General features: G+C 42.5%; 12 protein-coding genes. 5 read left to right on the plus strand and 7 right to left on the minus strand.

All coding sequences use genetic code 11. The annotated features are described in order from the left end of the window. Window positions 1-123: 123 nt before the first annotated feature. From AAEO56_RS04450 to AAEO56_RS04460, 3 genes are read right to left on the minus strand one after another with little or no spacing between them, the layout of a single operon-like run. Window positions 124-894 carry an LA_2272 family surface repeat-containing protein gene (locus tag AAEO56_RS04450; protein ID WP_341695821.1) on the minus strand — a complete coding sequence of 257 codons (771 nt, stop codon included), beginning with the start codon at window positions 892-894 and terminating at the stop codon, window positions 124-126. Continuing rightward, window positions 891-1,520 carry a hypothetical protein gene (locus AAEO56_RS04455; RefSeq protein ID WP_341695822.1) on the minus strand — a complete coding sequence of 210 codons (630 nt, stop codon included), beginning with the start codon at window positions 1,518-1,520 and terminating at the stop codon, window positions 891-893. The genes AAEO56_RS04450 and AAEO56_RS04455 overlap by 4 nt, the downstream gene beginning before the upstream one ends. 3 nt (window positions 1,521-1,523) lie before the next feature. Then, on the minus strand, window positions 1,524-2,171 hold the full coding sequence (locus tag AAEO56_RS04460) for an LA_2272 family surface repeat-containing protein (protein ID WP_341695823.1): 648 nt from the start codon (window positions 2,169-2,171) through the stop codon (window positions 1,524-1,526). Between the two features lie 103 nt (window positions 2,172-2,274). Here AAEO56_RS04460 and AAEO56_RS04465 point away from each other — a divergent pair, with 103 nt between their 5' ends. The 5 genes from AAEO56_RS04465 to rpe all read left to right on the plus strand — a co-directional run bounded on the left by AAEO56_RS04465 (window position 2,275) and on the right by rpe (window position 7,178). After that, complete coding sequence (locus tag AAEO56_RS04465; protein WP_341695824.1) at window positions 2,275-3,237, plus strand: hypothetical protein; 963 nt, start codon at window positions 2,275-2,277, stop codon at window positions 3,235-3,237. 168 nt (window positions 3,238-3,405) lie between these two features. Continuing rightward, window positions 3,406-3,942: an RNA polymerase sigma factor gene (locus AAEO56_RS04470; protein WP_341695825.1), complete on the plus strand. Its 537-nt coding sequence runs from the start codon at window positions 3,406-3,408 to the stop codon at window positions 3,940-3,942. A 2-nt stretch (window positions 3,943-3,944) separates the two neighbouring features. Further along, window positions 3,945-4,934: a hypothetical protein gene (locus AAEO56_RS04475; RefSeq protein ID WP_341695826.1), complete on the plus strand. Its 990-nt coding sequence runs from the start codon at window positions 3,945-3,947 to the stop codon at window positions 4,932-4,934. Window positions 4,935-5,146: 212 nt separating this feature from the next. Beyond that, complete coding sequence (locus tag AAEO56_RS04480) at window positions 5,147-6,010, plus strand: sigma-70 family RNA polymerase sigma factor (RefSeq protein ID WP_020212501.1); 864 nt, start codon at window positions 5,147-5,149, stop codon at window positions 6,008-6,010. Window positions 6,011-6,509: 499 nt separating this feature from the next. Beyond that, on the plus strand, window positions 6,510-7,178 hold the full coding sequence (gene rpe, locus AAEO56_RS04485) for a ribulose-phosphate 3-epimerase (RefSeq protein WP_341695827.1): 669 nt from the start codon (window positions 6,510-6,512) through the stop codon (window positions 7,176-7,178). A 160-nt stretch (window positions 7,179-7,338) separates the two neighbouring features. Here the strand turns inward: rpe and AAEO56_RS04490 are convergent, their stop codons facing one another. The 4 genes from AAEO56_RS04490 to AAEO56_RS04505 form a co-directional block, all read right to left on the minus strand. Next, window positions 7,339-9,444: a peptidylprolyl isomerase gene (locus tag AAEO56_RS04490; RefSeq protein WP_341695828.1), complete on the minus strand. Its 2,106-nt coding sequence runs from the start codon at window positions 9,442-9,444 to the stop codon at window positions 7,339-7,341. 101 nt (window positions 9,445-9,545) lie between these two features. Further along, the gene (locus AAEO56_RS04495; RefSeq protein WP_341695829.1) at window positions 9,546-10,814 is read right to left on the minus strand and encodes a hemolysin family protein; all 1,269 of its coding nucleotides are present in this window, start codon (window positions 10,812-10,814) and stop codon (window positions 9,546-9,548) included. A 202-nt stretch (window positions 10,815-11,016) separates the two neighbouring features. Beyond that, window positions 11,017-11,562 carry an LPS export ABC transporter periplasmic protein LptC gene (gene lptC / locus AAEO56_RS04500; protein WP_341695830.1) on the minus strand — a complete coding sequence of 182 codons (546 nt, stop codon included), beginning with the start codon at window positions 11,560-11,562 and terminating at the stop codon, window positions 11,017-11,019. 3 nt (window positions 11,563-11,565) lie between these two features. Beyond that, entirely contained in the window at window positions 11,566-12,930 is a 1,365-nt protein-coding gene (locus AAEO56_RS04505; protein WP_341695831.1) for a tetratricopeptide repeat protein, read from the minus strand. Between the last annotated feature and the right edge of the window lie 6 nt (window positions 12,931-12,936).

Raw genomic sequence — 12,936 nt, forward strand, 5'->3', positions numbered from 1 at the left:
TTTTTATCAGCACGAGTGTTACGCCACGTTACCCTCTCCTTTGGAGAGGGCCGGGTGAGGACTAAACAGCAAGAGTGTAGCTGCTCCCTCCTCCCTTGCAGAGGGGCTGGGGTGAGGCCTTTATTAATCTTTAAAATTCCAGTTAATAAAAGGAAGTATCCGTTTCTCATTCTTATTGATAAGGCCTATCTGAATACCCCGGAGCTTTTTGGCATTGTTGAAAAGCCCGATCTGGACTCCTGTGAATTTCTCGGCCTTGCCATAAGCCCCGTTGAGCATACCTATTTGCACACCGGAAAAAGTGTTATAATCGTTGCCAAAGGCGGATATCTGCAAACCCCTGCCGGTATTAATTTCTGTACCGAACAAAGCCGCCACGACACCATTGCTCTTAACAGAGCCCGACATGCAAACGGCCACTTGCATACCATTATTACGGAACGAGTAGTTGGAGAACCCCGCTACCGACAGCCCGTTTGTTTGCCGAAGCGATTGCACAAAAGCGGATAGCGTAATACCATTTACATCGGCAAAGGCATTCGTGCCGCAGGAAATGTTGATCCCATTGATGACCTCATTAGGTATCTTCTTTTCGAATTCCCTTATCTCCGTAGGTGTTTGCGGGTATCGGACCCTGTCAACCGGAAAAATGAGAGTAAAGAACAGTAGCGACTGTGATATGGGTTCAATCCGGATGCCATAAGAACGCACACTAACAGTATCTGAATCTATATAGGTATCCGATCCGATACCAAAAGAAAGCCCGTAGATATCACTGTCGCCCGTGGTATAAAGTCCAACCGGAAAGCGGGCTTTACGTTGCGGCACTCCCTGTGCCTTAACCGAAGCATAAAACAGGAAAAACATAAGCATAAGCAAATAGTTTGGTTTCATGATACTTGATCTATTGACGGTAAATAATCCCTACGGTAAGGCCTGTGGGAGCCGAAGTTGGACGGAACATAATCTGTGAACAAGCCATAAGGCGTGTAGTTATAATTGGCCTGCAATCCCACATTGGCGTAATTGAGCCGCACCCCCTGCCCTATGTGGAACGCGCTGAAAGCTTTGGTAAACGAATGGTTGTCGCTATCCTTAAAATCTTCGGGATGAATTTTATGCAGATACCTTGCCTCTTTATCATCATACACAAAGAATGCATACCCAAAAGTCGAAAGCCATTCTACACTCAGGTTAAAGCCCACGGTGTAGACCTTGCTGACGCGAAAGCCCGCCATGCCCGAAACGCCTTTGGCCTTTACACTGAAAATACTGTCAGGTGTGGTGTAGTCGAATTCACGGCGGTTGGTCGGTATATAAAAGCTTCCGCCAATGTCCAGCATATCTCTATCGTCCATCCTGCTGCGGAACCAAAAGCCGAACTCGGGGGAAACATCGATCTTATCTTCCATCTTGTCCAAAGGCACCCTTGCCCCTGCCTCAACAATAAACCGTTCGTAACCCTGTGCAAATGCCATCGACCCCGTAAACAGCAGTGCGATGATGACTATATTTTTCATGGCTTACCAGTTAATAAAAGGAAGTGAACGCTTCGCATTGGTATTCCACAACCCAATTTGCAGGCCTTTTACCTCTTTCGAACGGTTGAAGATGCCTATCTGCACGCCGGTAAGACTATCGGCATTATTGTACAACCCAAGCTGGAGTCCGCCATATTGCGCCGTGTTATTTATCGGCGCTATAAGCAAACCTAATCCCTTGTCTGCTGTGTTGGCAATTCCCGAAATATGCAGGCCGTTCAATATCCCGCTGGTATTATAAAGCCCGGTAATACTCATTCCGTTGCAGGCATAGCCAATATTATAAACCGAAATTCCGAGCCCATTTACAACCCCATTGCCATTGAAACCCCCTACCGCAATATGGAGGCCGTTTACTTCCACTGCCGGATCATTATTCCTGGCACCGTTTGCGGGATCCTGGATCAAAATAAAGAATGGGGAAAGTGGGTTAATTTCAAGGTTGAGGCCGTTGATGGTCGCACCGGCAGTAGCGCCCCCCCAGGAAAATCCAATACCCATTGCCATTCCGTTTACCTCCACCACATTTTTTGCAAGCGGTGTAAGGCTGAACACCTGGGCACGCCCCTGGGCGAGAGAAGAAAGCGTTGTTAGTAACAATAATGCCGGTAATAATAATTTCGTTTTCATGGTATGATGATTTTAAATTACAAGTCAAAACTATTGTGATTACAGCAATTTCAATTGCGGTTTTGAATTAATAAAAAACATACATTTGTGAAAATCGCAAATAATGGATAACCAGGATAAACTCTTGAAAGCTATAAGGCATAAGATCGATAAATCGGCTTCGATGATCGATGAGATCGCGTCAGTGTTAAACATTAGTTATGATGCTGCACACCGGCGCATATCGCAAAAAAGCAAGTTTTCTATTGAGGAAGCTGTGGCGCTGTGCCGAAATTTTTCACTATCGATGGACATGCTATTTGCCGATGGTAAAAAAGTGATCGTGGAAAAGACGAACGAGATACGTTCCCTTGAAGATATGGAGGCCTATTTCAAGCAATCGGCCGAAAACATTAGTAGTTTTCTGGAATATCCCGGCGCAAAGATGTACTATTCGGCGAAAGACATTCCGTTATTTTATACTATTGGCGGAACATTGCTTTCGAAATTCAAGCTGTATGTGTGGCTCAACCTATTGGCGGGGACACAAAACCAGGATCGTTTTGAGAACTTTACCGTAAACCGTTCGCTACAGGAACACAGCCTGAAACTGAAACAGGTGTATGACAGCGTGGAAGTACACGAGGTTTGGAATGATACTACCATCAATAGTAATTTACAGCAGATATTTTATTTTTACCAGTCGGGGCTGCTTACTTTGGCGAATGCCCAATTGCTCTGCGCCGACCTGAAAGCCATACTCCAGGCTGCCGAAGACCGATGCTGCAACGGTACTTCGCGTTTCCATCTGTATTATAACGAATTGCTGATACTCAATAACAATGTATTGCTCTCCGCTCCCGAAAAGCAATCGCTGTTTGTACCTTATACTATGCTGGGGTATTTTATAACCAATGATGCCGATACGTGCGGCAATGCACTCTCCTTTTTTAAGCACCAGGTGAAAAACTCCAAATCGCTGAATGAGTCAGGTACACGCGACCGAAAGCTGTTTTTTAACAAAGCGCACCAAAAGATCGATTTCTATATCCAAAGGATGCAAAGCGAAGTCAATTTAAATTTTTAAAAAAAATTAAATCCTGCACGCAACCTTTTTTCATTTGTGATACTATAGCTTATAACCTGAAAGATGTTGTGAAAAATAAAAATATAATCAACGCAACCTTTTTATAAATCAAAGACTATAAATAAAAAAGGATGAAATAATCCTAAATTGCGAATTAAACCAACCCGCTTGAACATAGACAATATTATAAAAGGCTGTATTAAATACCATGCCGGCGCACAGGGAGAACTGTACCGCCTGTATAAGGATATGCTTTTTGTGCTGTGCCTCAAATATTGCCGGAATGAGGCTGAGGCCGAGGACAACCTGCATAATGCCTTCATTGAGATTTTTACAACAATTGGCAAATACAAAGGTTTGGGCTCATTTGAAGGATGGATGAAGCGCATAACTATAAACAAAGCCATAGACAGTTATAAAAAAAGCATCCAAATGATACCCGTTAAAGAGGATTATGAGGGAGAAACAAGTGTCACCGATGCCGAGATGGACCTGCCTTTAGATTACATACTATCGCTGGTGCAGCAATTGCCGGACAAGTACCGGCTTGTGTTCTCGCTCTATGAGCTTGACGACTATTCGCATAAGGAGATTTCAGAAATGCTGGATATCAGCGAGGGCACATCCAAATCGAACCTGCACCGTGCAAAAGCCCTATTAAAAGAAAAAATAACAACAAGCAGCCGCACCCTAACAATAATGTGAACATGGAAAACAAGAAAGACATAGGGAAAGCATTCCGCGAGAAGCTGGACGGCCTGCAAAAACCGGCTCCAAATGGTGGCTGGGATTCGATTTCCTCACAATTGGGGCAAATAAAAAAACCGTCTAAATTCCCATGGTTAAAGACTACGATTGTTTCACTTACAGTAGTTTGTGTGGTCGTCGTGGCAACATATTTCCTTTGGGAAAAGTATCTAACGCAGTTTTATATGGTGATGCCTGAAAACAATGCAAAAGAAAATACCGTAAATGCACCCGCAAATGACCAGCCGGAAAACAGATCGGCCAACGGTACACAGACGAAAAAAAGGCCCGATAGTATAAAAAGCAGCACACCATCATACGGGAATCCTGTTACATCTACCGTGGTTATTGCCACCGAAAAAAAGCAGCACACTGATGTGGGCAGCAGTGAGGTAGCTGAAAGCGGGAAATCGCAAATACCTGCAACAGATAAACCAGCATCTGTGTCGAATAGTGAACACAGCTTTTCTACAGCAGAAACTAATGTATTAAAAGCACCCGAAAATTCTGCCGAGATGCCTACACCCGAATATCGAAGGGGTAAACTTAAAGACCCCACTGATTATGGGGCAGATTCTTTAGTGATTAATAAAAAAACTGAAAAGCGCGACTTTTCCAAAATTGCCGACAGTCTCAACAGGCTTTATGGTAAGTCCGAAAAGATGCGTATAAAGTTTACCATTCCCCCTGATGTTGGCGTCCAGGCCGGCAGCAGGATATTTTACATACAGGTCATAGACCCGAATAATAAAGTAATAAACGAAAAAACTTTAGAAATACCGGGGAACCGCTTCTTGGCTTACAGCTTTACAGCAAATGTCCTTTACGAAAATAAGGCTGTCAAAGTAAATGAGGCCATCACCGGAAAGAATTTTGCCAAAGGACAATACCGTATAAACGTATTCGATAAAGAACGGATGATTACCAGTACTACCTTTACATTTAAGTAGCCAGCCCTGTTCATGCCGCCGGAATACTATCCGGCAACTTCTGTTCTCGAAAAAAAGAATAATAAAGAATATTTTTAGTTTGTTGACTTTCAGCCCCGTCCCTGTCCCCAGAACGGGGCTATTGTTAAAATTTGAATAATCTCAGGATTCGTGTAACTTTTTACCGTTAGATTACGTATAACTAACACATACTTAAACTCAGGAATCTTTACATGAGACAATTAAAAATCACAAAGCAGGTAACCAACAGGGAAACTGCATCATTAGACAAGTACCTTCAGGAGATTGGAAAAGTGGATTTGATCACAGCAGATGAGGAGGTAGAGTTAGCACAACGAATAAAAGCCGGAGACCAGAGAGCACTTGAGAAATTAACGAAAGCGAATCTTCGTTTCGTGGTATCGGTTGCAAAACAGTACCAAAACCAGGGATTGACACTTCCCGATCTTATCAATGAAGGAAATTTAGGACTTATAAAAGCCGCACAGCGTTTTGACGAAACCCGTGGTTTCAAATTCATATCATATGCGGTATGGTGGATTCGCCAGTCGATATTGCAGGCACTTGCAGAACAGTCGCGTATTGTCCGCCTGCCCTTGAATAAAATTGGTTCCATCAATAAGATCAATAAAATGTATGCCCTGCTTGAGCAGAGCAATGAGCGTGCGCCTTCGGCAGAAGAGATCGCTAAAGAGCTTGACATGACCGTGAACGACGTTAAGGAGAGTATGAAAAACTCTGGCCGCCACCTTTCGATGGATGCGCCGCTTGTAGAGGGTGAAGACTCTAACCTTTATGACGTACTTCGTTCGGGCGAATCGCCGAACCCTGACAGAGAGCTTATACACGAATCGCTTCGTACTGAAATTGAGCGCGCACTGGAGACATTAACGCCGCGTGAAGCCGATGTTGTAAGGCTATACTTCGGTTTGGGCGACCAGCATCCGATGACGCTTGAGGAAATAGGCGAGACTTTTGACCTCACACGTGAGCGTGTACGCCAGATTAAAGAGAAGGCTATCAGGAGGTTAAAGCACACTTCCCGCAGCAAGATCCTTAAAACCTACCTTGGGTAATAACGGAACGCAAAAAAAGCCGCCCAAAATTTCATATTTTAAATAAAATTTGTATTTTGGCGGTTCAAATATGCGATACACCTATAAAAATATATAAAGCACCTACAGTTCAATAACTGTTCGTTTTTTGATTGATGATTGAACTCCGGCTGATTACCGGAGTTTTTTATTTCATCAAAGTCTCACTTCCCTTTTACTATTTTGTAACTAACTCAAATTAATTAAACGGGAAAATCCTACAATTTACAACGCAAGCATTGTGCCAAAATTGTGCAGCATTAAAAATTTTGTAAGAATAAATAAAAAAGAGTTACAAAGAGGCAAAGTCATAAAGTTGCAAAGTTCAGCTATCTAAACGTTCTCGTCACTTCCATCCCAATTTGGCGATTCTGCAACTCTGCTACTTTGCCGCTTTTTTTCTCCTTAACTTTGTGACTTTGCCACTTTGCCACTCTGCAACTTAGGTTTATCTTTGCGCCACTAAACACAACACACTACAATGAAAAATACCCTAATTGCGCCATCGGTGCTTTCGGCTGATTTTGCCAACCTGCAACGCGACATCGAAATGATAAACAACAGCGAGGCAGACTGGTTTCACGTGGATATTATGGATGGCGTTTTCGTTCCTAACATCTCTTTTGGGATGCCGGTGCTGGAAGCCATTTCACGCCATGCGAAAAAAACCGTCGACGTTCACTTAATGATCGTAAACCCCGACCAGTACATCAAAACCTTCGCACAGCTTGGCGCTAATAACCTTACAGTACATTACGAAGCCTGTACACACCTGCACCGCACGCTACAGGCAATACGGGCAGAAGGCATGAAGGCAGGAGTTGCGCTTAATCCACATACTAACGTTGCGGTTTTGGAGGACATTATTAACGATATCGACCTTGTATGTATGATGAGCGTAAACCCGGGCTTTGGAGGGCAGTCATTTATAGAGAGGACATATAAAAAAGTAGCACAACTAAAAGAAATGATTCTTCGCAATGGCGCTTCTACCCTTATAGAAATTGATGGCGGTGTGAGCGATAAGAATGCGGTAGAATTGGTAAAAGCAGGAGCCGATGTGCTTGTTGCCGGTAATTATGTATTTCGTGCTGAGAACCCTGTAGAAACCATTGCCGGGTTGAAAAGCATGACCCAATATTACAAATAAAGTTTATCAGCAGTAAAAAAACCCGGAAGTGATTTCGGGTTTTTTTATTGGCTGCTTAAATCTCATAGAACTATCAAATTTAGAAATAGCCAAATCTCAGGTGCTTAAAATCAAAAATCCCCGCAAATGCGGGGATTTTTATTATCATAGGATCTGTTCCTTAGTTGAATTCAGACCTGTTATCTTCAATATCAGCTTTTTCTTTAAGCGCGCCGGATATCCTGTTAGGCACACTGCCTCTGCTTTCAGCTTTCATCCTTGTACTGTAAGCGCTGTAATTCGGAAGTGCTGGAGCAGCAACTATTGATTTTGCCCTTATCATGAATACACCTGCCTGGCCGGTTATAAGGCCTGAAGTTTTTCCTGCAGCAAGAGCAAATGCTTTACCTACTACTTTAGGCTCGGCACCAACATTCATTATCATTGGCGAAGCAAGAGTAACATCAGCAGCTGTTGCAACGCTTGAGCCTGTCTTTTGCGCGACAGCTTCAAGAGTAGTACCTGCCATTTTCTTTTTGATAAGCTCTGCTTTTTTCTCGTTACGGATAATTGGCAACACTACCATTTTAGCTTCTTCAATCGGCAACAAACCTTTTTCGTTAACAGCTTTAAGCCTTGCCACAACGTGGCCCTGAGCCATTGGCAGGTCAAATTTCTTAACGTCGCCTACCTTTACATCTTTAGAGAAAGCCCATTTAACGATGTCCCTGTTATTACCTATTCCCTGAACATTTTCGTCGTTAGCAAGCAATTTGTTTACCGGGGTAATTGTAAGGCCAAGGTCTTTAGCAAGTTTCTCGAATGGTTTGTCTTTAGCATCCATCTCCATTTTTGAAGCTTTAGTAAAGAGTTCATCCGAAGTTTTTTCAGACGGCTGTATTTTTTGCGCTATAGTTGCTATCTGTACAGCATCGTTCTTAGCATTAATCTTCATTACGTGGTAACCGAATTCTGTTTCAACAACACCTGTTTTGCCAACAGCATTATTGAATATAAAATCATTGAATGGCTTAACCATCTGGTTAGGAACGATATTTTTGTACTCACCTCCATTTTCTTTAGATCCCGGATCGTCAGTATTGTCTTTTGCCAATTGTGCAAATGAAGACTGATTAGCGTTAACCTGTTTCAAAAGGTCGTCCGCTTTTGCTTTAGCTTCGTCTTTACTCCTTGTAGCGCCAGGTATTTTGCTTCCTGAAAAAGAGATAAGGATATGGCTCGCATCTACGCTTCCGCCAGATTTCCTGTTTACCATTTTAGTAAGCTTGTAGTAGCCATTATCAATATAAGGGCCGTAAACATCACCTTTAGCAAGGTTAAATATTTGCTGCGCGTGTTCTACAGGCAGCCTTTCTTTAGTAACGTAGGTAGAATCGTAAGGAACTTCAGAGTTCATGTTTACGAATTCAGCAACATCGGTAACTTCCCTGAATCCCGGAAGGGTATCATTTTTAGAAGTCTTGTCGTTGTACTTAACACTTGGTGCAAGCAACGAATTAATGTTGGTTTTCATTTCAGTCTCATCGGTAACAGACGGCTTGTTATCGAATTTCACGTATTCAATTTCGCGTGATGCTTCCGACTTGTATTTTTTCTCGTTCTTCTTCATGAAAGCAACCAGCTCCTCGTCAGAAACTTTCACCTGGTCGTCATTAATAGTCGTGAACGGAACAAATACATAATCGAACGATGCTTTGTCGCTCTCGTCTTTATATTTTGCTTTTGCTTCTGCATCAGTAGTGTAAAAACCTGCTTTAAGCATTGTAACATACAGCTGCCTTTTAGCCATATCCTCTACAAGCGGCATGTTCTTTTCGATCATCTGATACTGCGCAGGATTTGTAGTTTTCATGTTTACAAGGAACTCATTGAATTTAGCCTTGTCAAATTTTCCAAGCGCATTCAAAAATTGCGGGTTCTGTGCAACACTAGGATCTTGTGCGTACATGTTCAGCACGTGGTCTTTTCCTACCCTAATGCCGTTTTTTTCAAATCTTTCGCTAAAAAGTATGTTGTCTACTTCCTGGTTCCATACCGCATTTGCTGCCTGTGTAGCTGTAACACCCTGCTGCCTTGTCTGGAACTCGTTTACTTTCTGGAAAAATTCCTGTGCCATGATGTCTTTGCCATCAACACTTCCCACCTCTTTGGTAACGCCAAAACCGCCACTGTTTATGATGTCGCCTATTATAAAGGCCAATAAACAGAATCCGATAACCAGTATCAGAAGGAGCGAACGCTGCCTAATTTTTGATAAAACCGCCATTTTTTATTGTTGTTAAATTTTATTTCAGTGGGCGAAAATACAATTATCTGTTTAATAATAAAAGGAGTGAGCTTATATTTTTGCCAATCCGTCAATTTTTTTTATTTAATCTGTAAAGGCACCAGTTTTATGAGTTCTATCTTTTTGGCAGATGCCCTTTCTATAAAAATCTCAAAGCCTTCTGTAAGCAGCTTTTCACCTGTTTGCGGAATCTCTTTAGCATGGTGTACTGCGAACCCGCCAAGCGTGGTATACGAGTCGGTTTCAGGGATATTAAGACTGTATTTTTCATTGATGTATTCTACGTCCATCCGTGCCGAAAATATAAAGCCGCCGTCTTCGAGGGCTATTTCAATAATGTCACCGCCGGCATCGTCATGCTCGTCTTCAATTTCACCAAAAAGCTCTTCGATTATGTCTTCAATAGTTATGATGCCCGAAGTGCCTCCGTACTCATCAAGTATCACGACCATACTTTTTCTTTTTCTTGTAAGCATGTTCAGCAGGTCTTTTATATAAATGGTTTGCGGCGCATACTCTATCGGTATCATTGCTGACTGGACGGAAGCCGGTTTTTTAAACATTTCAAACGAATGCACATAGCCAATAATATTGTCAAGGTTACCTTCATATACCACTATTTTAGAGTACCCTGTTTCGATGAAGAGCTGCCTCAATTCGGCAACTACATCGTCTAACGCTATAGCAGCTATCTCTGTGCGGGGCGTCATGATGTCGCGGGCCTTGAGCCCGGAAAATTCGAGCGCGTTGCGGAATATTTGTATTTCAGTGTCAACTTCCTCCTGCTCGTCTGCGCCATTAAGCTGCTCTGTGATATAAGTCCCGAGCTCTCCGCGGCTGAAAAAAGCTTTTTGGGTATCGCCTTTCGTACGCAGCAGCTTTACAAGTATTAAGTCAGCCACGACAATAATAAGTCCCGAAACTTTTTTGAAAACGCAGTAAAAGCCATAAGCCGGAATCGCGAAAAACTTGATGAGTGTATTAGCATACACCTGAAAGAATATCTTGGGTATAAACTCTGCAGTGAGCAGGATAATAAATGTAGAAATTGCTATTTGAAGGAACAGCTGAAAAAAAACATTCATACCGCCTATAGCAGGATACAGCCACCGCAATACATCATTGCCCATATAGTATCCGTAAATGACGAGTACAATACTGTTGCCCACGAGCATTGATGTCATGAACAGCGTAGGTTTCTCTGTTAAGCGGGTAAGTATTTTTGAGATTATTGTAGACTGTTTTTTCTCTACCTCGAGATACACCTTATTGGAAGATACATAGGCAATCTCCATACCTGAAAAGAAAGCGGACAGAAGTAGACATAATATAATCACTGCCGTTTCCATGGTTGTTATTCTGTTTTGTCCTTGTCGAACTTTTTGTAGTATCTCTTCCTGAAGAAAAACATGAATATTGCCACACCCGTAAAAAGGAAGCTGATTACAGCATCTCGTCCTTCAATAGCTTTCATTATGCCATCGTATAAAAAAAGCGCTGCAAAAACCAAAAACAAATAGGGTACAAACTTAAAATACATCTTTTATCCTGTTAGTCAACATTATTAATTTCTGCAACATTACGCTGTGCATTAAACACCTTGAAGTCTTTACTGAAGTCTACTCCGGGGCCTTCGATGTAACTCCCCTTTTCATCTGTAAATTTAAACCTTTTCTCGGTATAAAACCACTCATTTTTCTGGTCGTAATACAATTGCTGCGTTTCCATCACCTTACCATCGTCGGAAGTTATCCTTACATTGCCCTGAAGGTCTATAATATCCGATTTGTTGTACCATATCGCATAATCGGACACTACGTTAGTTTTCTTTTGCGGCCCGTCAAACAGGGTTACATGGACTCCTTTTGGAAATTCATTAAAACCGTACTGCAGGTTGGAAAAATCTTTCATAAGCGGGCTTACAAGGATTGCCTTTACTTTTCCTGAGTCGGTATATTTAAGGTTGATATTTTCCGTTTCGCCCGCGGGGCTAAAAGTCACGGTATTAATACGCTGCACATCCTTGAGGTTACTTTCGCAGGAAAAAAGCAGCCCGGCAAATACGGCGATCACTATATAGATTTTATGGAACTTCATTAATTACAGTGTTGGAACGGTAATGGTTTCATTGATCCAGCATCCGTAGGTAATCACGTCGCCTTTCTTTCTTTTTGCAGCTTTGGCTTCTTCCTTTGTCGGCTTGTTTTTTTCAAAGCTTTTTATCAACGAAGTCACGGTAGTCTTATACCGCGGCTCGGCAACCTCTGCTTTCTTTATGGTTTCTATAGCCAGCCATGTAAGCGCTTTACGGTCGAATTCCGAAAGGCCACATTCCTTACCGGCAGTAGTATACATTTCTGCAAGTAATATGTATGGTTTGCCAAATTTTGCATTAAGCCCGATCGCTTTTACGGCAAATTCTTTCGCTTTTGCCTTATCGGAATTCCTGAAAATCCCGGCAATATCATAATACAACGAAGCTTTCTTTTCGGGTGTTTTTTCGAGCGCGGCAGACTGTTCAAAGTAAACGATGGCCTGCTTCTGGTTGCGCCTTTTCAATTCAATAGTCCCCAGCATGTATGCCGTATTAGCCGAAGGCTTTGAAGCATGTACTGCCTGCGCGCCTTTATAAAGCACGGGCGAATTGTAGCACTTATTGCTGTACATACCTATGATAAGGCCTTCGAGCCAGGAAACATCACCCTTGTGCGCTTCGTAATTTTTGTCATAATAAGCCTCGAGCTTGTCGCACGTAAAATATCTTGACGATTGCATCGCCATATTTTCCGACACAGCATTCAGGGCATCGGTAGCTCTTGGGGCATCAGCAATCTGCTGTATTTCGGTTGCTGTAAGCTTAGTAGTTTCCTGCCTTTTCAGGAGGTTATCCTTATCTGTTGCAATTTTGTTTTTAGCATAAGCCACCTGTGCCGCCAATTCACCATACTTTTCAATAAACTGATCCTGTGAAATCCCTTTACCTGCATCAAACTGCGCGAGATACAATGCAAAATAGGTTTCGAGGGCGCTATAATCTGTAAATCCTTCTCTATTCAACTTAAAGGCAGTATCAAGAAGTTTATACACCTCATCGTCTGTAGCCATCTTGTTTTCTTTCTGGAGGAGCGCTTTTTTTACAGCGCCATCGCTTTTAGGGAAGTATTTTGCATATTCGGTATAGAGTGCTACAAGGTCGTTCAGCTGTGCGCTGCTTTCGGCTGGCGTTGCTGCAGTCTCAATTTTATACTCTATAACCTTTTGTCCATAAGTATATAGCTTGTCGCTATATTCCGGACATTTCTTCCTCAGGTCCGGCATGAGCGCGGCAGCATCATTGTAGTTCCCTGCATTCACTTTTTCCTCGAATGCCCTGATACCGGCTTCGCATTTAGCAGAACCCTGTGCGGTTGCCGCCATAGAGAATGCCCCTATTATAAATGCTGATACTATGCGTAATGTTTTCATGCCGTT

Source organism: Flavobacterium arundinis, assembly GCF_038289855.1.
In the GTDB taxonomy this organism is placed as follows: domain Bacteria; phylum Bacteroidota; class Bacteroidia; order Flavobacteriales; family Flavobacteriaceae; genus Flavobacterium; species Flavobacterium arundinis.

Excerpts from the sequence above, each read along its gene's own strand:
- AAEO56_RS04450 (WP_341695821.1), bottom strand. The coding sequence starts at position 894 with ATGAAACCAAACTATTTGCTTATGCTTATGTTTTTCCTGTTTTATGCT.
- lptC (WP_341695830.1), bottom strand. The coding sequence starts at position 11,562 with ATGAAGTTCCATAAAATCTATATAGTGATCGCCGTATTTGCCGGGCTG.
- AAEO56_RS04490 (WP_341695828.1), bottom strand. The coding sequence starts at position 9,444 with ATGGCGGTTTTATCAAAAATTAGGCAGCGTTCGCTCCTTCTGATACTG.
- AAEO56_RS04495 (WP_341695829.1), bottom strand. The coding sequence starts at position 10,814 with ATGGAAACGGCAGTGATTATATTATGTCTACTTCTGTCCGCTTTCTTT.
- rpe (WP_341695827.1), top strand. The coding sequence starts at position 6,510 with ATGAAAAATACCCTAATTGCGCCATCGGTGCTTTCGGCTGATTTTGCC.
- AAEO56_RS04465 (WP_341695824.1), top strand. The coding sequence starts at position 2,275 with ATGGATAACCAGGATAAACTCTTGAAAGCTATAAGGCATAAGATCGAT.
- AAEO56_RS04480 (WP_020212501.1), top strand. The coding sequence starts at position 5,147 with ATGAGACAATTAAAAATCACAAAGCAGGTAACCAACAGGGAAACTGCA.
- AAEO56_RS04455 (WP_341695822.1), bottom strand. The coding sequence starts at position 1,520 with ATGAAAAATATAGTCATCATCGCACTGCTGTTTACGGGGTCGATGGCA.
- AAEO56_RS04505 (WP_341695831.1), bottom strand. The coding sequence starts at position 12,930 with ATGAAAACATTACGCATAGTATCAGCATTTATAATAGGGGCATTCTCT.
- AAEO56_RS04460 (WP_341695823.1), bottom strand. The coding sequence starts at position 2,171 with ATGAAAACGAAATTATTATTACCGGCATTATTGTTACTAACAACGCTT.
- AAEO56_RS04475 (WP_341695826.1), top strand. The coding sequence starts at position 3,945 with ATGGAAAACAAGAAAGACATAGGGAAAGCATTCCGCGAGAAGCTGGAC.